Origin of the sequence: Faecalibacterium sp. I3-3-33 (assembly GCF_023347295.1) — a bacterium.
In the GTDB taxonomy this organism is placed as follows: Bacteria; Bacillota; Clostridia; order Oscillospirales; family Ruminococcaceae; genus Faecalibacterium.
Genome location: NZ_CP094469.1, coordinates 2074143 through 2097003, shown reverse-complemented (window position 1 = coordinate 2097003; position 22861 = coordinate 2074143). Strand labels below are relative to the sequence as shown.

General features: G+C 57.5%; 17 protein-coding genes and 5 tRNA genes. 13 read left to right on the top strand and 9 right to left on the bottom strand.

The window, feature by feature from the left end; genetic code table 11:
* The first annotated feature begins 1 nt into the window (after position 1).
* From pelG to MTP39_RS09830, 8 genes are all read left to right on the top strand, one after another.
* Positions 2-1480, top strand: coding sequence for an exopolysaccharide Pel transporter PelG (pelG, locus tag MTP39_RS09865; RefSeq protein WP_249240401.1), 1479 nt, complete (start codon positions 2-4; stop codon positions 1478-1480).
* The gene (locus MTP39_RS09860; protein WP_249240400.1) at positions 1470-3272 is read left to right on the top strand and encodes a CotH kinase family protein; all 1803 of its coding nucleotides are present in this window, start codon (positions 1470-1472) and stop codon (positions 3270-3272) included. Before pelG ends, MTP39_RS09860 begins: the two co-directional genes overlap by 11 nt.
* The gene (locus tag MTP39_RS09855) at positions 3262-4053 is read left to right on the top strand and encodes a polyphosphate polymerase domain-containing protein (RefSeq protein ID WP_249240399.1); all 792 of its coding nucleotides are present in this window, start codon (positions 3262-3264) and stop codon (positions 4051-4053) included. The genes MTP39_RS09860 and MTP39_RS09855 overlap by 11 nt, the downstream gene beginning before the upstream one ends.
* Positions 4054-4075: 22 nt before the next feature.
* The gene (locus tag MTP39_RS09850) at positions 4076-4741 is read left to right on the top strand and encodes a DUF4956 domain-containing protein (protein ID WP_249240398.1); all 666 of its coding nucleotides are present in this window, start codon (positions 4076-4078) and stop codon (positions 4739-4741) included.
* Positions 4742-4793: 52 nt separating this feature from the next.
* Entirely contained in the window at positions 4794-6092 is a 1299-nt protein-coding gene (locus MTP39_RS09845; RefSeq protein WP_249240397.1) for a DUF4832 domain-containing protein, read from the top strand.
* A gap of 44 nt (positions 6093-6136) precedes the next feature.
* The gene (locus MTP39_RS09840; RefSeq protein ID WP_330221057.1) at positions 6137-6322 is read left to right on the top strand and encodes a class I SAM-dependent methyltransferase; all 186 of its coding nucleotides are present in this window, start codon (positions 6137-6139) and stop codon (positions 6320-6322) included.
* A 194-nt stretch (positions 6323-6516) separates the two neighbouring features.
* Positions 6517-6795 (top strand): DUF6110 family protein, encoded by a 279-nt coding sequence (locus MTP39_RS09835; protein ID WP_249240396.1) that lies wholly within the window; start codon positions 6517-6519, stop codon positions 6793-6795.
* Between the two features lie 61 nt (positions 6796-6856).
* Entirely contained in the window at positions 6857-8947 is a 2091-nt protein-coding gene (locus MTP39_RS09830; protein ID WP_249240395.1) for a heavy metal translocating P-type ATPase, read from the top strand.
* A gap of 158 nt (positions 8948-9105) precedes the next feature.
* Here the strand turns inward: MTP39_RS09830 and MTP39_RS09825 are convergent, their stop codons facing one another.
* From MTP39_RS09825 to MTP39_RS09785, 9 genes are all read right to left on the bottom strand, one after another.
* The gene (locus MTP39_RS09825; protein ID WP_249240394.1) at positions 9106-10005 is read right to left on the bottom strand and encodes a 4Fe-4S binding protein; all 900 of its coding nucleotides are present in this window, start codon (positions 10003-10005) and stop codon (positions 9106-9108) included.
* Positions 10002-10466 carry an FMN-binding protein gene (locus tag MTP39_RS09820; protein WP_249240393.1) on the bottom strand — a complete coding sequence of 155 codons (465 nt, stop codon included), beginning with the start codon at positions 10464-10466 and terminating at the stop codon, positions 10002-10004. The genes MTP39_RS09825 and MTP39_RS09820 overlap by 4 nt, the downstream gene beginning before the upstream one ends.
* Positions 10463-11566, bottom strand: coding sequence for an FMN-binding protein (locus MTP39_RS09815; protein WP_249240392.1), 1104 nt, complete (start codon positions 11564-11566; stop codon positions 10463-10465). The genes MTP39_RS09820 and MTP39_RS09815 overlap by 4 nt, the downstream gene beginning before the upstream one ends.
* A gap of 81 nt (positions 11567-11647) precedes the next feature.
* Complete coding sequence (locus MTP39_RS09810; protein WP_249240391.1) at positions 11648-12964, bottom strand: penicillin-binding Tp47 domain C-containing protein; 1317 nt, start codon at positions 12962-12964, stop codon at positions 11648-11650.
* A 388-nt stretch (positions 12965-13352) separates the two neighbouring features.
* Positions 13353-13427, bottom strand: a tRNA-Cys gene (locus MTP39_RS09805).
* Positions 13428-13455: 28 nt separating this feature from the next.
* Positions 13456-13531: transfer RNA gene (locus MTP39_RS09800), tRNA-Gly, on the bottom strand.
* 168 nt (positions 13532-13699) lie between these two features.
* A tRNA-Asp gene (locus tag MTP39_RS09795) sits at positions 13700-13773 on the bottom strand.
* A 29-nt stretch (positions 13774-13802) separates the two neighbouring features.
* A tRNA-Gly gene (locus MTP39_RS09790) sits at positions 13803-13878 on the bottom strand.
* Positions 13879-13909: 31 nt separating this feature from the next.
* Positions 13910-13985 (bottom strand) — tRNA-Phe (locus MTP39_RS09785).
* 335 nt (positions 13986-14320) lie between these two features.
* Between MTP39_RS09785 and MTP39_RS09780 the strand changes: the two genes are divergently transcribed.
* The 5 genes from MTP39_RS09780 (at position 14321) to MTP39_RS09760 (ending at position 22719) form a co-directional block, all read left to right on the top strand.
* Positions 14321-16312, top strand: a complete 1992-nt coding sequence (locus tag MTP39_RS09780; RefSeq protein WP_249240390.1) for a DNA gyrase/topoisomerase IV subunit B — start codon at positions 14321-14323, stop codon at positions 16310-16312.
* Between the two features lie 138 nt (positions 16313-16450).
* Positions 16451-18700, top strand: a complete 2250-nt coding sequence (locus MTP39_RS09775; protein WP_249240389.1) for a DNA gyrase subunit A — start codon at positions 16451-16453, stop codon at positions 18698-18700.
* 321 nt (positions 18701-19021) lie between these two features.
* Positions 19022-19507 carry a 23S rRNA (pseudouridine(1915)-N(3))-methyltransferase RlmH gene (gene rlmH / locus MTP39_RS09770; RefSeq protein WP_249240388.1) on the top strand — a complete coding sequence of 162 codons (486 nt, stop codon included), beginning with the start codon at positions 19022-19024 and terminating at the stop codon, positions 19505-19507.
* A 178-nt stretch (positions 19508-19685) separates the two neighbouring features.
* On the top strand, positions 19686-20522 hold the full coding sequence (locus MTP39_RS09765; RefSeq protein ID WP_249240387.1) for a substrate-binding periplasmic protein: 837 nt from the start codon (positions 19686-19688) through the stop codon (positions 20520-20522).
* Positions 20515-22719: an ATP-binding protein gene (locus MTP39_RS09760; protein ID WP_249240386.1), complete on the top strand. Its 2205-nt coding sequence runs from the start codon at positions 20515-20517 to the stop codon at positions 22717-22719. The genes MTP39_RS09765 and MTP39_RS09760 overlap by 8 nt, the downstream gene beginning before the upstream one ends.
* Positions 22720-22861 lie beyond the last annotated feature (142 nt).

The following is a 22861-nucleotide window of genomic DNA, read 5'->3' as shown; positions in this document are numbered from 1 at the left end:
CATGGCAGGAATTGGATTTGAATTGAAAAAGCTGTTCCGCCGCAAAGGGCTGTTTGCCTCCTTGCGGGCCTACGGCTATGCGGGTATCATCTGCACCGGCCCCATGCTGCTGGGCGTTGTGCTTCAGTTTGGTATTCTGCTGCTCTGCGGCTGGGTGAATGCCCAGCGGGAGCAACAGGATCTGCTGGTCTGTATGATCACCTATACGCTGCTGTTTTCCCTTACGGTCACCAGCTTCTTTTCCATGCCGGTAACACGGTATCTGGCAGATATGCTGTATGAGGAACAGGAGCAGACCATCCTGCCATCGTTCTGGGGTTCCAGCAGCCTGATGCTTGTACTGGGCTGCACGCTGTATGGGCTGTTTCTGCTTGTTTCAGGAGCAACTCTTTTGCAGGGGCTGCTCTGCCTGTGGCTTTTTGCAGAGATGATCGTGAACTGGAACGCCATGAGCTACCTGACCGCCATCAAGGATTACCGGGGCATCCTCTGTTCGTTTCTGGCAGCTATTGTGCTGGCGTTTGGGCTGGGGTTCGTACTGGTGGTGCTGCTGGGCTGTCCGGTGCTGGAAGGAATGCTCTTTGCTGTGACCATGGGCTACGGCCTGATGATGGTCTGGGATGTAGTGCTGCTCTGCCGCTACTTCCCGCAGAGCGATGAGAGCCCGTGGACGTTCCTGCGCTGGGTGGATGCGTTTTTACCGCTGGCCTTTACGGGGCTGTGCACCAACATCGGGCTGTTTGCCCACCTTGTCATCTGCTGGGCAGGCCCGTCGGGGGTACAGGTCAAAGGCCTGTTTTATGGGGCTCCGTATTATGATGTGCCTGCCCTTATTGCGTTTTTGACCATTCTCGTCACAAGCGTGAATTTTGTGGTGTCGGTGGAGGTCAATTTTTACCCCAAATACCGGAACTACTACAGCCTGTTCAACGATGGAGGCGTTGTGGGGGATATCGTCACGGCAGAGGAGGAGATGCTGGCTGTGCTGAACCGGGAACTCCGGTTCACGGCGCTCAAACAGCTGTTCGTCACAGCGGCGGTACTCTCGCTGGAGGGTGCCCTGTTGGATCTGCTGCCTCTTGGGTTCAACGACCTGATGCACGGCTACTTCCGCACCCTGTGTGTAGGGTACGGCCTTTACGCCGTGGGCAACACCGTCCTGATGATCCTGCTTTACTTTACGGATTACGGAGGGGCTGTCGCAGCAGCCGTGGTATTTGCTGTTTCAGCCAGCGGGCTTACAGCGCTTTCCATGGCGTTTGACCCTGTGTTTTATGGGTTCGGCTTTCTGATCGGGGCGGCACTGTTTTATCTGGTCACGCTGTTCCGGCTGGATGTCTTTACAGCCAACCTGCCCTATCGGGTATTGGGGCAGCAGCCTATTGTGGCAGAAACAAAAGCCGGGCACTTCACCCGGCTGGGGCTGTTCTTGGAACATAAAAAAGGAACAGAGCGAGAGGAGAGGGCAAATGAAGGATAGAGATCTCATCCCACGCCGCAGGGTACTGGGGCTGGGTGTGGCGCTGGCCGGGCTGTGTGCGGGCTGTGCTGTGCTGCCGGCCGGGAGTACAGAGAGCGCTGCCGGTTCACAGGCGGCGTCTGGGAATAAAGCGGCGGACAAGGTGGAAAAGGCTCCGCTGGAAGATATCAACAGTGTTCACCTGCGGGATAACCCGGAACTTTACACGGTCTATGATGACAGCGGCGTGGTGACGATGTACCTGACCGTGAGCCGGGGCAATGACAGCGAGAACACCAACCACAGCTGGGCAGAGATCAACCATTATTCGGTCTACGATTATGAGGCCATGGGGGTGCCCCGCTATCAGGTCAATGCCCTTTTGCAGGTGGGCGATGAAAATGGCCCTCTGCCCGGGGAACTGGGTTATGCGGTGGAAGCCCCCAACGCCACAGTGCAGATCCGCGGTCAGACCTCCAGCCGGAATGACCAAAAAAACTATAAGATCAAACTCAAGAAAAATAAAGGAAGCTGGCGCGGTCAGCGCACCATCGCGCTGAACAAGCACATGAGCGAAGGACTGCGGTTCCGCAACAAAATGGCCTATGACCTTATTAAGGGAATCGACCAGATGATGGGGCTGCGCACCCAGTTTGTCCATCTTTATGTGAAAGATCTGACCAACAGTTCCAGTGGTGTTTTTGAAGATTATGGCTTGTATACGCAGGTGGAACAGCTGAACAAGACAGCCCTGAAAGCCCATGGACTGGATTCCACAGGGCAGCTGTACAAGGTGAATTTCTTTGAGTTTTACCGCTATGAAGATGCCATCAAGCTTACCACCGACCCTACGTTCGATCAGGCAAAATTTGATTCTTATCTGGAAACGAAGGGCAACAGCGACCACAGCAAACTCATCGAGATGCTGGAAAAGCTGAACGACGAATCTCAGCCGATGGAAAAGCTGCTGGAAACATATTTTGATGCGGAGAATATTGCCTACTGGATGGCGTTTCAGCTATTGACGGGCAATGCCGATACCCAGAGCCGCAATATGTATCTTTACAGCCCGCAAAACTCCAGCACATGGTATCTGCTGGACTGGGATAATGATGATATGCTTTGCCGTAAAGAACGCGAACTTGTCCGCTTTACAGATGCTGAAAGCTGGGAGAGGGGCATCAGCAACTACTGGTGCAATGTGCTGTTCCGCCGCTGCCTTCAGACCGCGAGCTATCGGGAGGTATTGGATACCGCAGTACAGGAACTGCATGAATATTTGAATGCCGACCGGATCGAGGAGATGACGGCGCATTACCGCACCATCACCGAGCAGTACATCTGGCAAATGCCGGACATGGAGCATCTGCCCCTTACAAGAACGCAGTATAATACGGTGGCGCAGGCACTGCCGGAGGAAATTGAGGAAAATTATCAGCAGTACCCGGAGGGCTACTATTACCCCATGCCGTTCTACATTGGTACGCCCTCTCTTCAGAACGGCGTGCTCCAGCTGAACTGGGACCCCTCCTATGATTTTGATGCCGAGGGTATCACCTATACGGTGGAACTTGCCCGGGATTACCAGTTCCGGCAGGTGCTCTACCGGCAGGAACACGTTGTGCTGCCCGTGGCGCAGGCGGAGTCTCCCGGTGCGGGTCAGTATTTTATCCGGGTGCGGGCTACCAACGCTTCCGGCTATACGCAGGATGCCTTTGATTACTACGTCATCGATACCGGCAAGGTGTACGGCGTCAAATGTTTTTACATCCAGCCGGACGGCACCGTGGTGGAGGATATCTATGAAGAATGAGTCCGCGCTCTGGCAGCAGTGCCTGGAGTGGGGAAAAGAACTGCTGGCCCCGCAGCCCCGCAACCATACGGAAGCCTACCGCCACGAGCTGAAATATCTGATCTCCTACGCGGACAAGGCAGAGCTGACTGTGAGGTTGGCTCCGGTACTTCATCTGGACCCTCACGCGCAGCAGGGCGGGTACTTCATCCGCAGCCTTTATTTTGATGATTATTGGAATACTGCTTACGAGGAAAAAGATGCCGGTGTGCTGCTGCGCAAAAAGTACCGCATCCGCATTTATAATTGCAGCGACCGCAGCATCAAGCTGGAACGAAAGAAAAAATTCGGCAGTTACATCTATAAAGAAGCCGCACCCCTTACCCGGACGGAATTTGAGCAGATCTTAGCAGGAGATTATGCCTTTTTGCTGCACAGTCCCCACCGTTTGTGTCAGGAGTTCTACACCGAGTGTGTATGCAATGTGCTCCGTCCCCGGGTCATCGTGGATTACGACCGGGAACCGTGGATCATGGACGCCGGCACAGTGCGTGTCACCTTTGATATGGACGTTCGGGCTGCTGTGGGCAGCTGGGAAATCTTCGACCCCACGCTTCCCGCCCTGCCGGTGCTGGAACCGGGTAAACTGGTAATGGAAGTAAAATTTACAGAGTATCTGCCGCAGATCGTGCGGGACATCCTCCCGCCCCGTGCGCAGGAGCTGACTGCCGTTTCCAAGTATGTGCTGTGCTGCGATAAGACCGCATATCGGCACGGGTTTGAATACTGGAACGAAACCTGAGAGAAAAGGAATACAATGAACCATGAGCACAAAAGACTTTATCAAAAAATCTGTCCTGAATGCCTTTATCCAGTACGATGCGCCTAAGCTTGCGGTGGCGCTGCTGGCGGCGCTGGCGCTGGGCATCCTTATTTATCTGGTCTACCGCAAATTCTATACGGGCGTAGTATACTCCCGCAGCTTTGCGGTAACGCTGGTGGGAATGTGCGTGCTTACCTGCATGGTCACGCTGGCCATCAGTACCAACGTGGTCATCTCCCTTGGTATGGTGGGCGCATTGTCCATCGTCCGCTTCCGCACCGCAGTCAAGGACCCACTGGATCTGTTGTACCTGTTCTGGTCTATCACTACGGGCATCACGGCGGGCGCCGGAATGTATGCACTGGGGCTGGTCACGGCGGCTGTCATGATCGCCATGATCTATTTGTTCTCCCACTGGCAGGCTAAAGGCCGGGTGTACATTGCGGTGATCCACTATGTGGGTACTGAGGCCGGAGATGATATCGTCCGGGCACTGGGACGCATCAAGTATGCAGTCAAATCCAAGACCATGCGGGGCGAAAATACCGAGATGGCGGTAGAGGTATTCTGCAAAGACCCCAATATGGAATTTGCGGACCGTATCCGTGCTGTAAATGGGGTGCAGGATGTCACCCTCATCCAGTACAACGGGGAGTATCATGGGTAAAATATCAAAGATCCTGGCGGCAGGGCTCTGTCTGCTGGGGATGGGAGTGGCAATGATCGCATCGACCACAAAAACAAGAACCTATGCTGCGGATGACGGCGCATTTCCGAATGCTCAGATCGGTTACGCACCGATGATCGATACCGCAGAGGCTGGCGATGCAACGCTCCGCTATCTGGAACTTACATGGCGGGAGGCAGAGCCGGAAGAGGGCGTTTATGCGTGGGAGACGATCAGCGAAAAATACGGCTTTGCCGCGCTGCGGGAGCAGGGAATCCATCTGGTGATCCGCTTTGTTTGCGATGTGCCGGGACAAGAGACGCATCTGGATATACCGGACTGGCTTTATGCGCAGACAAAGGATGGCAGCTGGTACGATACAGATTATGGAAAAGGCTATTCTCCAAACTATGCCAATGCGGTGTTCCGGGCAGCGCATCACCGTGTGCTTTATGCACTGGCGGAGTTTTTGGGCACGGACGGCTTTGTTTCCTATGTGGAGCTGGGCAGCCTTGGCCACTGGGGCGAGTGGCACATCAAAAGTGAAGATGGCCTGGTGGCCATGCCGGACGAGACGATCCGGGACGAGTATGCCGCAGATTACCTTGCCGCTTTTCCTACGGCGAAACTGCTGATGCGCAGGCCGTTCCGCTTCGCGGCCGAACAAAGCCTCGGCCTTTATAACGATATGACCGGCGAGGAACAAGACACCATGGAGTGGTTAGGATGGATCGCAGAGGGCGGCTGGTACGGCAATGAACCCGATGCGCTGACGCCTATGCCAGATCTCTGGCAGGATGCCCCGGTGGGCGGCGAGTTCACCAGCAGCCTTTCCATGGAGGATATGCTGGAGCAAAATCTTTCCCGCACGCTGCACCTGTTGGAAATGTCGCACATGAGCTTTCTGGGCCCAAAAACGGCACCGGTAAAGGATACAAAAGGATATAATGCCGTGCTGAAGCGGTTGGGCTATCGGCTCCGGATAACAAAGCTAAAGCTGATCCTGTGCGCAGACGGCGTTTCCGCAGAGCTGACTGTGGCAAACGAGGGCGCAGCACCGTTCTATTGGGATTGGCCCGTGAATCTTTATCTGGAGGATGCAGCGGGCGGCACTCTGTGCACGGCGCGTCTGCCGCTGTCCCTGCCGGAGCTGATGCCGGGGAAGAGCCAAAAAGTATCGGTCACGCTGGAAGGGGCAGATGCACAGGAACTGATTGGCAGAGGATGGAAGCGTTTGCTGCGCAGCCCAAAACATCTGACGATTGGGATCGTGGATCCAATGACAGGCCGTGATGCAGTACGGTTTGCCATGAAAGCGGCGCGGAAAAACGGAAGAACGATTTTGCTGTAAGCTGCTGCGCAAAAAGTAGAATTTCATAAGACCTGATTTTTGGTGTGCGGCCACTCAAGCCGGTGGGGGATGCGGGCGCACTTCCGTATGCGGACGGCGCGTTTGATATTGTTTTGTCGCTGAACGGCTTTCACGCGTTCCCGGATAAGGAGGCTGCCTATCGGGAGGTTTTCCGGGTCTTGAGACCCGGCGGACTCTACTGCGTCTGCGGGTACAGAAAGAAATGGTAACGAAGGCTGAAGAACCGGTACATCGGCGAATTGCGCTTGCGGGATGGAATACGGCCGCTAACAATGTTAATGCGACCTAACATCGTCGAAAACTATTGAAAAAGCCCGAAAGCGTGCTACAATATAAAGATAAAGAGCCTGCCCCGCTCCGGGCGTGGGCACACAGATGGAAAATACAGAAACGAGGGGTAAATATGTTTGATGCAAAAAAGCTTGCACTGTTTTTGGGCGGTGTGGTGTTCGGTTCTGCCGGTTTCAAGGTGCTGTCCAGCAAGGACGCTAAAAAGGTCTACACCCAGACCACCGCTGCGGTGCTGCGGATGAAGGACTGCACCATGCAGACCGTGAATAAGGTGCAGGAAGAGGCCGGTGACATCCTTGCCGATGCAAAGGCCATCAACGAGAGCCGCGCTGCCGAGGCTGCACAGGAGGTCATCGAGGATACGGCTGAAGAAGAGCAGACCGCAGAGTGATATGTCGCAACGGAGCCGCCGCTTAGGCGGCTCTTTTTTACGCAGAGGGGTAAGAAAAGCAATGAAATGTACGATCTTACATGAAGGTAAGGGACGGATGCGGGTGCACGTCTGCGCCGTGCGCATGACCCTGCACCGGGCAGATGTGCTGGAAGCCTACCTGAACGGGCAGGAGAACATCCAGAAAGCCACCGTTTGCGAGCGCACCGGAGATGTGGTGCTGACCTACCGGGGCAGCCGGAAGGACGCCGCCGCCCTGCTGGCAGCCTACCGCTTTGACAACGAAGAATTGGAGGTGCTGGTCACCTCTCACGACAGCCGGAAAATCAATCAGGAATATCAGGAAAAGATGGTCAACCTTGTGGCGGGCCGGGTGTTCCGCAAGGTGTTCCTGCCCGCGCCCATCGCGGCGGCATATACGGTGTGGCGCTCCATCGCCTTTATCTGGAAGGGGATCCGCTGCCTGCTGCACCGCAAGCTGGAAGTAGAGGTGCTGGATGCGCTCAGCATCACCGCCTCCCTCCTGCGGGGCGATTACAGCACCGCAGGGTCGGTGATGTTCCTGCTGACGGTGAGCAGCCTGCTGGAAGAGTGGACAAGGAAAAAGAGCTTGGATGACCTTGCCCGCAGCATGGCACTGAACGTGGATAAGGTCTGGGTGCGCACCCCGCAGGGCGAGGTGCTGGTGCCGTTGACCCGCGTTCACGCCGGGGACGAGGTAGTGGTGCGCTCCGGCAACATGATCCCGCTGGACGGCATGGTACTGGAGGGTGAAGCCATGGTGAATCAGGCCGCCCTGACCGGCGAGTCCATGCCGGTGCGCAAGACCACCGGTGCCACCGTCTACGCAGGCACGGTGGTGGAAGAGGGCGAATGCGTCCTTGTGGCCAAGGCCGAAGGCGGTGCTAACCGCTACGATAAGATCGTGGCGATGATCGAGGAATCGGAAAAGCTCAAGTCCGGCACTGAGAACCGGGCTTTGCAGCTGGCCGACCGTCTGGTGCCGTGGTGCCTTGCCGGTACGGTGGCTACCTATGCCTTTACCCGCAACGTCACCCGCGCCATCTCCATTTTGATGGTGGATTTCTCCTGTGCGCTGAAGCTTTCCATGCCGCTGGCGGTGCTCTCTGCCATGCGGGAGTGCGGGGAATACCACATCACCGTAAAGGGCGGCAAGTATCTGGAAGCGCTGGCAAAGGCAGACACCATCGTGTTCGATAAGACCGGCACCCTCACCCACGCCACCCCGCAGGTGGTGCAGGTAGTGCCTTTCTCCGGCTGCGAGGAGCGGGAGGTATTGCAGCTTGCCGCCTGTCTGGAAGAGCACTTCCCTCATTCCATGGCAAACGCCGTTGTCCGTGCTGCCAGGGAGCGGGGCATCTCCCACGAGGAGATGCACTCCGAGGTGGAGTATATCGTGGCGCACGGCATTGCCAGCCGGGTGGGCGGCACGCGGGTGGTCATCGGCAGCGCCCACTTCATTTTTGAGGACGAGGGCTGCACCATCCCGGCAGGGGAACAGGCAAAGTTCGATGCGCTGGACCCCCAGTATTCCCACCTGTATCTGGCTGCTTCCGGGGTGCTGGCAGGGGTCATCTGCATCGCAGACCCCCTGCGCCCGGAGGCGGCACAGGTGCTGCATAAGCTTCGGAGACTGGGCATCACCCAGACTGTCATGATGACCGGCGACAGTGACCGCACCGCCCGCGCCATTGCGGCGCAGGTGGGGGTAGACCGCTGCTTTGCAGAGGTGCTGCCGGAGGATAAAGCTGCCTTTGTCCGCGACGCCAAGGCCGAGGGACATACGGTGGTGATGATCGGAGACGGCATCAACGATTCTCCTGCCTTGTCGGCGGCAGATATCGGCATCGCTATCCATTCCGGTGCTGCCATCGCCCGGGAAATTGCCGATGTGACCATCCGCGCCGACAGTCTGGAAGAGCTGGTGACCCTGAAAGCTATTGCCAACGCCCTGCAAAAGCGGGTGGGCAGCAATTACCGCTTTGTCCTCAGCTTCAACTCCGCGCTCATCCTTCTGGGCGCACTGGGCATTCTGCCCCCGGCTACCAGCGCAATGCTGCATAACCTTTCCACCCTTGGCATCAGCCTGCGCAGCATGACAGACCTGCTGGAGCAGAAGCCTTTACCGTGAAAATGGAACGCCGGAGCGTCCGCAGACGCTCCGGCGTACCGAAATTATAAATAGTTTTTCCGCTGAAAATGCCCAGAGCATAGCGGAGGGCATTCAAAATTGTCTTAGCCAAAAGGGAGGCGCTGCACGATATTGTGCGGCGGCCTCCCTTTTTTGTTTCAGATAAACCGGCAGAAGCCCAGCCAGCAGCCCAGCAAGAAAAAGAGCAGCGCCTTACCCAGCACCGGCAGCCACCGGTGCTTGCACAAGGCGGTATCCCACCGGTGGATGTTCTGCTTGGGGCAGGTGCCCACGCAGGCTTCACAGGCGATGCACTCCCCGCTGCGCAGGCTGCTTTCCTCCAGCTTCAGGCACACCGGGCACTGCTGTTTACAGGCGTTACAGCCCGGGATGCAGCCATCGCTCTGCCGGTGCAGCCGCGCAAAGGGCAGCACCGGCAGCAGGGCGAACACCGCCCCCATGGGGCAGAGGAACTGACAGAAGAATCGGGGCTGCACTGCCATGCCCAGCAAAATGAGCACAAGCAGCCCGATGCCCACGCCGAAGCCCTCCGGCGGCAGACGCAGAGCCGTCAGACGGGAAAATACCTCCCACGGGCTTGTGCCGGTCAGCAGCTTTTCCTGCCGGGTCACATACAGCGCCACCAGCCCTGCCAGCAGCAGATATTTGACCTTCTGCCCCAAAAGCACCGCACGCTCCGGCAGCCGAAACTGCTTTTTGCGGTGGAGCAGCTTTTTCTGGATAAGGCCAGAAAACGCCCAGACGGCATCGCCCAAGCTGCCAAAGGCGCAGGCGTACCCGCAGAAAAACCGATCGAACAAAAGGGTGAAGCCGCACAGCCCCAGCAGGGAAAGCGTGAAGCTATCTGCCGAGAGTACCTCGCCCGCACCGATGTGCAGAAAGATCTGCTTTACCCCGGAAAACCCGGCCACGAATGCGCCCGGCATGGACACAAAGAAGAACAGCTGCACCCCAGCGCGCAGCCATGTACGGCGCTTTTTGTCCCGCTGACGCTGCTGCGCCGCCGTCAAAGGCTTTGTCTGTGTTTTTTCCATCATCCTGCCGCCTTTCCCAGTGCGTCCTCTACTGCACCGATAAGTCCTTCTGCCGTAAGGGTAGCGCCGGAAACGGTATCCACCTCAGCAGACTGTACTGCCAGCATCTCGTCCAGCAAAGGCAGTGCCTGCTTATAGTAGGGCTTATCCTCACCGGAAGCATCCAGCACCGCAATATCGGTCATTTTGCCGTTCTGGATGGTCACCGACACCCGGATAATATCGCCAAAGCCATAGGCGCTGCCCTCGTAGGTGCCGTCCCGGTAGCCGCTCTGGCTCTGCTCTGCCTCTGCAGCGCTCTGCGCTTGCAAAACGGAAGCGTTGTAGGCTTCTACTTCGGCAATCTCCTGCTTGCGCTGACTTACCGCCGCAGCCCGAACCAGCGCTACCTGCTGGTATTGCCACAGTACCCCCAGAATCAGCAGCAGGTTCACCGCCCGGAGGAAAAAGTTTTTGTATTTCATTCCGCTGCTCCTTCCGTTTCAGGTTCGGTCTCGGCTTCCTCCGGCGGCAGCGCCGCTTCGGATGCGGACAGCACTTCCTCAGAGGAAACCGGTTCAGAGGATGCCGGTGCATCTGCCGGGAAAAGCTGTTGCCATACTTCCTTGAGCCACGCGGGAACAGTGCTCTTTTCCTCCGGCTGCACCACCTCCACGGTGGGCGCGGTGACCGGCGTTTCCTCGGGTTCTGCTGCTTCGGATGGCGCGGCTTCCTCTACCACTTCTTCCGAGGCTGCCTGCTCCGGGGCGGCTTCCTCTGCAGGGGCAACCGCTGCCTTTGCCAGCGCCAGCTTGACGGCGTTCAGGATGCCGGTGGAGGAGTAGGTGGCACCGGAAACGGCATCCACATTGGGGCTTTGCCCCTCCAGAATGGCGGGGATGACCCGCTTTGCCCGGGCAAGATATTCCTCCTCGTCCTCAGCACTCAAAACCGTGATATCCGTGATCTTATCCTCTGCCACTGTGACCTGCACCGTAATTTTGCCCTCAAAGCCTATGGCTTCGGCGGTGTAGATGCCGTCAAGGTAGGTGGAGGGCGCTGTAAATTCCTCCACCACCAGCGGTGCGGCGGGCTTGGGCTGCGGCGGCAGGGGATTGTTCACCACTTCGCCGGTCAGGGCGTTTTGCACCGCGCCCAGAATGCCCCGGCTGGTGTAGGTGGCCTCGGAAACGGCATCCACCTCCCAGCTCTGGGCATCCACCACGGTGGTCAAAAGCCGCTTGGCGCGCCGCAGAAACTGCTTGGTCTCATGGGAGGCGTCCAGAATCTCCACCTCCGTGATGCTGCCGTTTTCCATGGTCACCTGTACCCGGACGGCACCGCCGTAGCCCCGGGAAGAGCCGACGTAAACGCCGTCGGCATAGGGCAGCTTGGGCAGGGCTTCTTCCTCCGCTTCGGAGGAAGAAACCTCCATCGGCTGCTCCACCACCGCTGCCAGCCTTTCCGGCACAGCAGCCAGCACCGGCACAGTGCGGGGCAGGGCAAAAAGCACAGCTGCCGCTGCCGCCACCGCCGGGAGCAGCTGCACCAGCGGCAGCAGTGTGTTGCATTGTTTCTTGTTCATTCTATCTTCTCCTGACACGGAAAGGCAAGGCCGCTTACGGATAAGCAGCCTTGCCTTTTTGGTGTTCTGTTTTTTGCCGGATCAGGCAGCTTTCAGGTTCTGCACGGCATCGGTCAGGTGGGTCACCTGCTCCAGTGCAGCGGCCTTATACAGGGTCTCGCGGCTCAGCAGCTCCACGCTTTCGGCCAGTTCGGTTTCCAAATTGGCGTAGCTGTCGGCGGTGTAAGCAGCCTTTGCCTTGCTCTGTGCCGTGGCGACCACAGCCTGCAGGGCGGCGCGGTCGGCATCGCTTGCCAGTTCGTGCTTGGCAAGGTTCTCGGCAGTGGTCTGGAACTTTACCATTGTGTCGGCATAGCCCAGTGCGCGGATGGTAATGGTCCAGTAGCCGGTGCCGTCAGTGCCCTCCGGCAGCTGGCAGCGGGCGGAATCGCTCAGACCCAGCTGGATGCCCATGGACTTGTGCATCCAGTTGTCGGCTGCAAACTTGGTGCCATAGGAGGCCTTGGCGTGGGTGTAGGTGCTGTCATTGCCGTAGTAGGTCCACACCACAGACTGCATCCGGGAGCCAAGCTCGCCGTAGTTGCCGTTCAGGTCCACACGGATGAACTCGCCAAAGCTGCCCACGTCACTGCCGCTGCGCAGGTTCACGGTAAGGCCCTCGGCAGCTTTCTGGGCGGCTTCTGCCACGCCGGAACCGGTGCCGGTGTGTGCGGCAGAGAAGGTGTAGCCATCGCCGCTCTTGGTAGCGTACTTCAGACCGTTGGTGTTCTTATCCACCGCAGCCGTCAGGGTGTAGGCGGTCAGGTTCTTTTCAGAGTAGCCGCCCACCAGCTGGCCGCCGTTTTCCACCACGGTGTACTTGGAGCAGAAATCTGCAAGGTCGCTGGTAGCTACGCGCACCGGCACATACTTGGTGCCCAGCACCTCGTAGTGGTCCATCTGCACGGTAGAACCGTCGGCCTTGGTAATGGTGCCCCGGTTCCAGCCCGCGGTGGTGCCATCGGCCAGATAGATGGTCTTGCCATCGTCCGACCAGTGGGAAACGGTGTAGCTGCTGCCGTCCTTGGCGTAGATCACAGCAGTGCTCTGGAAGCTGCCGCGGTGCAGACCGTGGTTGGCGGTAGCGCGGGAGACCGCATCAAATGCGCCAAGGTCGTGCTCCTCGTGGCTGTCCAGCTGTGCAGAGGCGGCAGCGTTGCCGGCAGCATAGACCTTCTCGTTTGCCCAGTACTCATTCCAAGTCAGGGCAGCATAGAGGTAGGTGTACTTTTTGCCCAGCAGAAAATCGAAAATGCCGTTTTCCTCCTCGGCGGGGGCTGCTGCAAAGGCGGTAGCGGTCAGCAGGCTGAGCGCCATAGCCGCCGACAGCAGCAGGGAAAGAAATTTCTTTGTTCTCATGAAAATGCTCCTTTCATCGCAATGGCAGAAAACCGTTGCCATATAGTTAGCCGCCCCTAACATTGCGCGCAAAGAAAAACCTGCGGGGCGAGACCCCTCAGATGGTTAGGATAAGCTAATTGACAAAATTTAAAATAGCACGCATACAGAATGTTGTCAAGAAAAAACTGGAATGTTTATGAGCGCTAATTTTCCGGCAGAAGGTGCCGCCCGTATTCCTTGTGGTGGAATCTCTTTGCAAAGGTCGAGGACACACGGCTGCCGTCTATATCAGAAATGAAAAATCCGGCACCCCAAGAAGTACAGGCTAAACAGTCAGAGGCCTTGCGGTCGGCAGGGGACAGTACAAAACAAAAAATCCCGGAAGCCGAAGCTTCCGGGAATCTTTTGGAGGTGACGACCAGATTTGAACTGGTGGATGAGGGTTTTGCAGACCCTTGCCTTACCACTTGGCCACGTCACCATATAGGGAGTGATGAATACCACTCCAATGGAGCGGCCGACGAGGCTCGAACTCGCTACCTCCACCTTGGCAAGGTGGCGCTCTACCAGATGAGCTACGGCCGCATATTCGGTGCATTTGTCCCTGCACCCTCCCGAGCGATTCTTGCGAATTTCGGGGCCCCCGCGAAAGCTTGCGAAGCAAGATTTTGTGGGGAAGAGGAGGAATTTCAGAGTTTGTTACGGCGGTCTTACTTGTAAGACTGCCAGACAAACGACTGACATTCCGACGAGCGACCCGGATCGGGCTCGAACCGACGACCCCCAGCGTGACAGGCTGGTGCTCTAACCAACTGAGCTACCGGGCCATACCGGAGCAACTGTTGCTGCTCCTTAATGGAGCGGCCGACGAGGCTCGAACTCGCTACCTCCACCTTGGCAAGGTGGCGCTCTACCAGATGAGCTACGGCCGCATATTGGGAAACCCTGATGGGTTTCCTTTGCTGGTGCCTCCGATCGGAATCGAACCAATGACACGGGGATTTTCAGTCCCCTGCTCTACCGACTGAGCTACAGAGGCGCACCGGACGATGATTATTATACCTGAAATTTCGATTTTGTAAAGGGGTAAATGCAAACTTTTTTGAAAAAATTGAAAAGTTTTTGTTTTATGACGTCTTTGCGCACAAAATAAGAACGACTTTTTTCGCGGTTTTCGCGCCAGAGGGCTGCACAGGGAAAGACAGAAAGAATATTTGACAAGTTTTACAACCTATGGTTTAATAAAAGAAAAGAACGCAGGCGCTTATGCCCCAGAGATGCTGTTATATTTCTTATATAATAGATAGGGCGGGCGCTTGCTTTGATTACAGGACGTCCTGCGCGGCACAGCTGCGGCGGGACGGGAGGAGCAGCATGGCAAGAAAACAGGAATATGGCAACGAGAGTATTACCTCGTTAAAGGGCGCCGACCGTGTGCGCAAGCGCCCGGCAGTCATCTTTGGCTCAGACGGTGTGGAGGGCTGTGCCCACTCGATTTTTGAAATCGTGTCCAACTCTATCGACGAAGCCCGCGACGGTCACGGCGATACCATCAACGTGACCCGCTGCAAGGACGGCAGCGTCATCGTGGAGGACTTTGGCCGCGGTATGCCCGTGGACTGGAACAACGGCGAGGGACGCTTCAACTGGGAACTGCTGTTCTGCGAGATGTACGCGGGCGGCAAGTACGGCGAGGGCGAGGATAACTATGAGTTCAGCCTTGGTCTGAACGGTCTGGGCTTGTGCGCCACACAGTACGCCTCGGCGTGGATGACCGCCGATATCTACCGCGATGGTTACCACTACCATCTGGACTTTAAAAAGGGCGAGAACGTGGGCGGCCTGCAAAAGGAACCCTACAAGGGACGCCGCACCGGCAGCATCATCCACTGGAAGCCGGACGATGAGGTGTTTACCGATATCGATGTGCCCGGCAGCTACTATAAAGATGTGCTGCGCCGTCAGGCTGTGGTCAACGCCGGGCTTACCCTCAACTTTACCGATGAAAAGGAAAAGGACCCCGCCACCGGCAAGCCGTGGCACGAAAGCTGGTGCTACCAGAACGGCATCGCGGATTATGTGGCAGAAGTAGCAGGGGAGGACACCCTAACCCCCGTGTTCAGCTGCGAGAGCGAGGCTGTGGGCCGGGACCGTGAGGACCAGCCGGACTACAAGGTGCGCATGGGTGCGGCTTTTTGCTTCTCTAATAAGGTACAGCTGCTGGAATACTACCACAACTCTTCGTGGCTGGAGCACGGCGGCAGCCCGGAGCACGCGGTGCGCACTGCCTTTGTCTACCAGATCAACAAGTACCTGAAGGAAAAGAACCTGTACAAAAAGGGCGAGAGCGCCATCAGCTTTCAGGACGTGCAGGACTGTCTGGTATATGTATCCTCCAGCTTTTCCACCCGCACCAGCTACGAGAACCAGACCAAAAAGGCCATCACCAATAAATTTGTCTCGCAGGCTATGACCGACTTCCTCAAGCATTATCTGGAAGTGTATTTTCTGGAAAAGCCGGAGGAGGCTCAGAAGATCTGCCAGCAGGTGCTGGTGAACAAGCAGAGCCGCGAGCACGCGGAAAAAACGCGCCAGAGCATCAAAAAGACGCTCTCTACGCAAATCGACTTAGCCAACCGCGTGCAGAAGTTCGTAGACTGCCGCACCCGGGACGCCGCCCGCCGCGAGCTGTATATCGTGGAGGGCGACTCGGCTATGGGCGCGGTCAAGTCCAGCCGGGACAGCGAATATCAGGCCATCATGCCCATTCGCGGCAAAATTCTGAACTGCCTGAAGGCGGATTATGCCCGCATCTTCAAGTCGGACGTCATCGTGGACCTCATCAAGGTGATGGGCTGCGGCGTGGAGCTGGGCGGCAAGCACAACAAGGAACTGGCTACCTTTAACCTCGAAAACCTGCGGTTCAATAAGATCGTCATCTGTACCGATGCCGACGTGGACGGCTACCAGATCCGCACCCTTGTGTTGACCATGCTCTACCGCCTTACTCCCACGTTGATCAACAAGGGCTATGTGTATATCGCGGAGTCGCCTTTGTACGAGATCAGCACGAAGGATCGCACTTATTTCGCCTACACCGAGCCGGAAAAGGCCGCTTTTCTGGAAAAGATCGGGGACAAAAAATACACCATCCAGCGCTCCAAAGGCTTGGGCGAGAACGACCCCGAGATGATGTGGCTGACCACCATGAACCCGGAAAGCCGCCGCCTTATTAAAGTAATGCCCACCGATGTGGTGCAGACCGCGCAGGTGTTCGATATCCTGCTGGGCGACAATCTGGCAGGCCGCAAGGAGCATATCGCCCAGCACGGCGCAGAGTATCTGGATGATCTGGACGTGTCCTGATAAACAGAACGATACCGTGCCAAAGCCTTCCCCCGGACGGGGGAAGGTGGCGAGTTTACGAGCCGGATGAGGGCGTGGGTAGCAGCAATGCTTCTCAAAGGCCTGAATCACGGCCTCTGGACAGTATGAGGAAACACAATGGCAAAAAAATCGACCAAGAAAACCTTAAAGCCGGTGCGCCCGCAGCTGGGCGACGGCGTTGAAATCTTAAACGCAGGCAGCGTGCTGGAGGACCCCATTACCCGCACGCTGGAAACCAACTATATGCCCTACGCCATGAGCGTCATCGTCAGCCGCGCGCTGCCGGAGATCGACGGCTTCAAGCCGGCGCACCGCAAGCTGCTGTACACCATGTACGAGATGGGGCTGCTCAAGGGCGCACGCACCAAGTCTGCCAACATCGTGGGCAGCACCATGCACCTGAACCCCCACGGCGATGCCGCCATCTACGATACCATGGTGCGCATGGGACGCGGCAACGAGAGTCTGCTGGTGCCCTTTGTGGACAGCAAGGGCAACTTTGGCAAGGCGTACAGCCGGGATATGTCCTGCGCTGCCGCCCGTTACACCGAGGCAAAGCTGGAAGGCGTGTGCGAGGAGCTGTTCCGGGATATCGACAAAGAGACCGTGGACTTTGTGCCCAACTACGACAGCACCACCACCGAGCCCACCCTGCTGCCGGTCACTTTCCCCACCATTCTGGCCAACAATACGCTGGGCATTGCGGTGGGCATGGCCTGCAACATCTGCTCCTTCAATCTGGCAGAATTGTGCGCCACCACCGTGGCGCTGATGAAGGACGAGCACCACGATATCGGCACCACCATGCCCGCCCCGGACTTTGTGGGCGGCGGCCAGATTCTGTACGATGAAGCGCAGATGCGTGAAATTTACGAGAACGGCCGCGGCAGCGTAAAGGTACGTGCCCGCTACAACGCAGTGCCCGGCGAAAATATGATCGAGATCACCCAGATCCCGCCCACCACCACGGTGGAGGCCATCATGGACAAGATCGCGGAGCTGGTCAAGACCGGCAAGGTCAAGGAGATCAGCGATATGCGCGATGAGACCGACCTGAACGGCCTGAAGTTGACGCTGGACCTCAAGCGCGGCGTGGATGCCGACAAGCTGATGGCAAAACTGTTCAAGGCCACCCCGCTGGAGGACAGCTTCAGCTGCAACTTCAACATTCTGGTGTCCGGTCAGCCCCGGGTCATGGGCGTGCGGGAGATCTTGAAGGAGTGGACGGCCTTCCGCGTTGAGTGCGTGCGCCGCCGCACCTACTATGACCTGCACGGCAAGGAAAAGCGCCTGCACCTGTTGCAGGGTCTTGCCGCTATCCTGCTGGATATCGACAAGGCCATCCGCATCATCCGCACCACCGAGGAGGAGACCGAGGTGGTGCCCAACCTGATGATCGGCTTTGGCATCGACGAGGTGCAGGCGGACTATGTGGCAGAGATCAAGCTGCGCCATCTGAACCGGGAATACATCCTCAAGCGCACCGGCGAGATCGAGCAGCTGGAAAAGGACATTGCCGACCTGAACGATGTGCTGGCAAAGCCTGCCCGCATCCGCCGCATCATCATCAATGAACTGAACGATGTAGCGAAAAAATACGGCAAACCTCGTTGCAGTGAGATCTTGTATGACCTGCCCGAGGAGGACGCCGCCGCCGAGGAAGAAGCTGTGCCGGACTACCCGGTGACCGTGTTCTTTACCCGGGAGGGTTACTTTAAAAAGATCCCGCCCCAGAGCCTGCGCACCGCCGGTGCTCACAAGCTGAAGGAGGGCGACGAGATCATCCAGCAGCTGGAGACCCGCAACAACGTGGAGGCGCTGTTCTTTACCGACAAGCAGCAGGTGTACAAGGTGCGTCTGGCAGAGCTGGAGGACGGCAAGGTGGCCCAGATGGGCATCTTCATCCCGGGACGGCTGGGCATGGACGAGGGCGAAAACGTGCTGAGCATGGTCATCACCGGCGATTACAGCGGCTTTATGCTGTTCTTCTTTGCCAGCGGCAAGTGCGCCAAGATTCCGCTCAGCTCCTACGCCACCAAGCAGAACCGCCGCAAGCTGCTGAAAGCGTACAGCGATAAGGAGCCGCTGGCAAAGCTGCTTTACCTACCGGAGGAGACCGAGCTTGCCATCCGCACCAGCGCCAGCCGGATGCTGCTGGTGGGCACGGCGCAGATCGCCGCCAAGACCACCCGCGACAGTCAGGGCGTGGCAGTGGTTACCCTGAAAAAGAACCAGACCATCGCCTCGGTGGTGCCGGCGGATACCTTGGAGCTGGCAAATCCCCACCGCTACCGCGTGCGCAGCCTGCCCGCCACCGGTGCACTGATCCGCGCCGAGGACGAGGGCGAGCAGATGAGCCTGCTGTAAAACGCTTTTTATTGAGAAATGGCTCCGCTTCGCTCTGCCATTCTTAGCGGAAATGTTATTTTTATTCAGCAAATCAGAAAAGGCTGCGGCCTTTTCTGATTTGCATTTTCACGAAAGGGGCCGTAGCGGAAAACGGCATTGCCTTGTTTTGACAGCAGCGATTCACTGCCGCTCCGAAAAGTCCCCTCTTGTGAAGATAGGGGAAACGGAGCGCCCGCAGGCGCACCGTTTCCCCGAAAACAATAATATTCTTTCCGCTGTTATTGTCAGAGCGAAGCGGAGACAATTTTAAATCGTTTATCCTGAAAAGAGGAAGCAGTTATGCAAAATATCGAACTGATCTGTGTGGGCAAGCTGAACGCCAAATATTTTGCCGAGGGCGTGGCAGAGTACCAGAAGCGGCTGGCGGCTTTTGCCGCTTTCCGCATCCTTGAGCTGCCGGAGGAAAAGATCGAGGAGAAAAACGCCTCGGATGCCGTGGTGAAAAAGGCGCTGGATAAGGAGGGCAAGGCCATCCTTTCCAATGTGCGCAAGGGGGCTGCCATTGTAGCCATGTGCATTGAGGGCAAGCAGATCTCCTCCGATGAACTGGCGCAGTTTCTGGCGCAGCGCGCAGGCAGCGGGGCAGGGGATGTGGCCTTTGTCATCGGTTCTTCCCACGGCCTGTCCGACGAGGTGAAAAAGGCCGCTGCCCTCAAGTTCAGCATGGGACGTATCACCATGCCCCATCAGCTGGCACGGCTGGTGCTCACCGAGCAGATCTACCGCGCCTGTACCATCAATGCAGGCATGAAGTATCATAAGTAAAGGATCATTTTTTGGCTCCCGAAGCGTTCGCAGACGCTCCGGGAGCTCTTTTTACAGAAACATGTAAAACCTGCCGGAAAAGCAATTTTTGGCTTTTCTTTTGGAACAGTTTTTATTATACTGATAGCGTGGAGCATTCTATTACAAAAAGCAGCAAAAAACACAGGATGGAAGAACCATGAAAAAACACAGAAGAGGACTGCGGCTGGCGGCCTGTCTGCTGGCGCTGGCAATGTGCGCGGCGCTGCTTTGCAGCTGCCTGAATACCGGAAAAGCCGATAGCTATACGGCAGCGATGCCAGTCATCGTGGTGGGCAGCGATAACTACCCGCCCTTCAACTATATGGGCACGGACGGTGCACCCACCGGCATTGACGTGGAACTGGCTACCGAGGCGTTTAAGCGGCTGGGCTACCGGGTGAAATTTGTGACCATCGACTGGGAAAAGAAGAAGGAACTGGTGGAAAACGACACCATCGACTGCATCTGGGGCAGCTTTTCCATGGATGGCCGCGAGGCAGAATACCACTGGGCAGGGCCTTATCTGTACAGCCGTCAGGTGGTGGCGGTGCGCTCTGACAGCGACATCTACACCCTGCAGGATCTGGCCGACAAGGTAGTGGCGGTGCAGTCCACCACAAAGCCGGAGGAACTGTTTTTGAACGCAGAGCAGAATGGTCTGCCCCGGCTGCGCAGGCTGTATTCCCTGCAGAACCGGGATCTGCTCTACACCACCCTGATCAAGGGCTATGCGGATGCTTTAGCTGCCCACGAAAGCGCCATCCGGCAGTTTATGAAAGATTACAGCGTAGAATACCGCATTCTGTCGGAGCCGCTGATGACGGCGCGGCTGGGTGTGGCTTTTGCCAAAAATCGCGGCGATGACCTGCCGCAGCAGCTGACGGAGGTGTTTCAGGAGATGCTGGCAGACGGTACCGTCCGCCAGATCGTGAGCCGCTATCTGGACGACCCCGAGCACTATCTGGATGGACTGGAGGACGGCACCCATGCGTGACGGAATGGAAAAGAACCAGAGTGTTTTCAACCAGAAGCAGTTCATTATGGTGTGTGCGCTTGCGGGACTGTTGCTGCTGGGCGGTGTGCTGGGGCTTTCGGCGCACAGCGACCTGCAAAACGCAGAAAAGCAGTTTGAGGATACCATCAGCTATGTTAAGGAGCAGTGCACCGGCTACGATAACCTGAACCTTGCCTCCGAGACCAAAAGCCTGATGCGGATGATGGAAAACGCGCAGCATCTGTGCAGCGAGATCGCCCGGGACCAGCAGGAAAACCCCGGGCGGGTGCTGGACGATGCCGCTATGGAAGAATATTTGCAGGATTATACCCTCAGCGGCATCCTTGTGCTTTCGGCAGAGGGCAAAATCTTGTGCGGTGCCTCACAGGATGGCCGGACGGCTGACCCGCAGATCCGGGAACAGATGGAAGCGGAGCTGGCCGGTTCTATCGTGCTGAAAGTGGCCGACCACCCGGAGCAGGTCTACGCCGGACGGACGGAAAAGGAGGACTGCTCCTATGTGGACACCGCAGCCTGTGCCCGAAAGGACGGGGACGGGGTGCTCGTGGTGTACTACTGCACCACGGCAGAATATGTGCGCAATTACAGCCTTTCCTACCAGAACTGCGTGCAGGGCTATAACCCCGCTGTGGACGGCACCATCGTGGTGACCCGTGGTGACCGCATTGTGGCCAGCAACGATACCGCCCTGCTGGATACCACCGTGGACGAAAACCCCACCCTTTCTGCCCTAAAGGCGCGCAGCACCGATGGCGGCGTGATCCATGTGCACAGCGCCACCGGGCAGCAGTACGCCTACGGCATCGTAGGGCAGGGACGCAGTTTTTATATCTATGTTTACCGCCCGGAGCAGGAGGTATATGTCTCTACCATGCGCGATGTGAGCATGGCTGCCTTTGCTTACATGGTCGTTCTATTCCTGCTACAGTTGCTGCGCGGCAAGACCGCCCGGCGCTACCGGGAGCAGCAGCTGCGCCGGGAGCAGGAGTACCAGGAGACCCTCAAGGCGGCTGCGCTGAAAGCAGAGAGCGCAAACCTTGCCAAAACTGAGTTCTTGCAGCGTATGAGCCACGATATCCGCACCCCCATCAACGGCATCCGGGGTATGGTGGAGATCGGCGACCGCTGCCCGGAGGATATGGCACGGCAGGCCGACTGCCGCAAAAAGATCTGGGAGGCCTCCACCCTGCTGCTGGAGCTGGTGAACGAGGTGCTGGACATGGGCAAGCTGGAGTCCGGCGAGGTCGTGCTGGAAAGTGTGCCCTTTGATCTGCCTGAGCTGATGCACGAGGTCACAGACGTGCTGGAAAAACAGGCGGCAGAGCGCGGAATCGTGCTGCACCGGGAATACGGCAGGCTGCCGCATCCCCGGCTGGTGGGCAGCCCACTGCACGTCAAGCGGCTGCTGATGAACGTGCTCAGCAATGCCATCAAGTATAACCGGGAAAAAGGCCGGGTGATGCTGGACTGCTTTGAGCTGAGCAGCAATGGGGACAATGTGCAGATCTGCTTTGTCTGCGCGGACACCGGCATCGGCATGAGCGAGGAGTTCCAGAAGCGGATGTTCGAACCCTTTGCACAGGAGAATGCCGGGGCACGCTCGGTATACGGCGGCACCGGCCTTGGTATGTCCATTGCCAAAAGCCTTGTGGACAAGATGGGCGGCACCATCGGGGTGGAAAGCAAGCAGGGCGTGGGCACCACCTATACCATCACCCTGCCTTTTGCCGTTGATAATGCCGCGACTGCAGAGCCGGAGCGGCAGCAGACAGACCTTGCCGTGCTGCAGGGGCGGCGGGTGCTGCTGGCCGAGGACAACGCCCTGAATATGGAGATCATGGAATTTTTGCTAGGCGATGTGGGCATAAAGGTGACCAAAGCCGCCGACGGACAGCAGGCGGTGGAAGCCTTTGCAGCCTCGCCGGTGGGCGGCTTTGACGCCATCCTGATGGATGTGATGATGCCGGTGCGGGACGGCCACGAGGCCACCCGCGCCATCCGCGCCATGGACCGCCCAGATGCAAAGACCATCCCCATTTTTGCCATGACGGCCAACGCTTTTGTAGAGGATCGCAACAGGGCACTGGAAGCCGGCATGAATGAGCACCTGCCCAAGCCCATTGACCCGGATACCCTGTACCGCCTGCTGGTAAAATACCTGACAGAGCGCAGCTGAACTGTTTGCCGGGCTTTACAAGCGGGGCAAAACATGGTACAGTAAATATACTGTGCTTGCGCAAGCCACAAGCACGCCCGGCGGTGGGGAAAACCGCCGGAACACAACACGATACGACACGGCAAACCAGCCGCGGACGGAA

What these genes read in the sequence shown, in the direction of transcription:
- MTP39_RS09855 (WP_249240399.1), top strand. Translation starts at nt 3,262, where the DNA reads ATGAAGAATGAGTCCGCGCTCTGGCAGCAGTGCCTGGAGTGGGGAAAA.
- MTP39_RS09815 (WP_249240392.1), bottom strand. Translation starts at nt 11,566, where the DNA reads ATGAACAAGAAACAATGCAACACACTGCTGCCGCTGGTGCAGCTGCTC.
- MTP39_RS09860 (WP_249240400.1), top strand. Translation starts at nt 1,470, where the DNA reads ATGAAGGATAGAGATCTCATCCCACGCCGCAGGGTACTGGGGCTGGGT.
- MTP39_RS09780 (WP_249240390.1), top strand. Translation starts at nt 14,321, where the DNA reads ATGGCAAGAAAACAGGAATATGGCAACGAGAGTATTACCTCGTTAAAG.
- MTP39_RS09775 (WP_249240389.1), top strand. Translation starts at nt 16,451, where the DNA reads ATGGCAAAAAAATCGACCAAGAAAACCTTAAAGCCGGTGCGCCCGCAG.
- MTP39_RS09845 (WP_249240397.1), top strand. Translation starts at nt 4,794, where the DNA reads ATGATCGCATCGACCACAAAAACAAGAACCTATGCTGCGGATGACGGC.
- MTP39_RS09835 (WP_249240396.1), top strand. Translation starts at nt 6,517, where the DNA reads ATGTTTGATGCAAAAAAGCTTGCACTGTTTTTGGGCGGTGTGGTGTTC.
- pelG (WP_249240401.1), top strand. Translation starts at nt 2, where the DNA reads ATGGCAGGAATTGGATTTGAATTGAAAAAGCTGTTCCGCCGCAAAGGG.
- MTP39_RS09825 (WP_249240394.1), bottom strand. Translation starts at nt 10,005, where the DNA reads ATGATGGAAAAAACACAGACAAAGCCTTTGACGGCGGCGCAGCAGCGT.
- MTP39_RS09810 (WP_249240391.1), bottom strand. Translation starts at nt 12,964, where the DNA reads ATGAGAACAAAGAAATTTCTTTCCCTGCTGCTGTCGGCGGCTATGGCG.
- MTP39_RS09760 (WP_249240386.1), top strand. Translation starts at nt 20,515, where the DNA reads ATGCGTGACGGAATGGAAAAGAACCAGAGTGTTTTCAACCAGAAGCAG.
- MTP39_RS09765 (WP_249240387.1), top strand. Translation starts at nt 19,686, where the DNA reads ATGAAAAAACACAGAAGAGGACTGCGGCTGGCGGCCTGTCTGCTGGCG.
- rlmH (WP_249240388.1), top strand. Translation starts at nt 19,022, where the DNA reads ATGCAAAATATCGAACTGATCTGTGTGGGCAAGCTGAACGCCAAATAT.
- MTP39_RS09850 (WP_249240398.1), top strand. Translation starts at nt 4,076, where the DNA reads ATGAGCACAAAAGACTTTATCAAAAAATCTGTCCTGAATGCCTTTATC.
- MTP39_RS09830 (WP_249240395.1), top strand. Translation starts at nt 6,857, where the DNA reads ATGAAATGTACGATCTTACATGAAGGTAAGGGACGGATGCGGGTGCAC.
- MTP39_RS09820 (WP_249240393.1), bottom strand. Translation starts at nt 10,466, where the DNA reads ATGAAATACAAAAACTTTTTCCTCCGGGCGGTGAACCTGCTGCTGATT.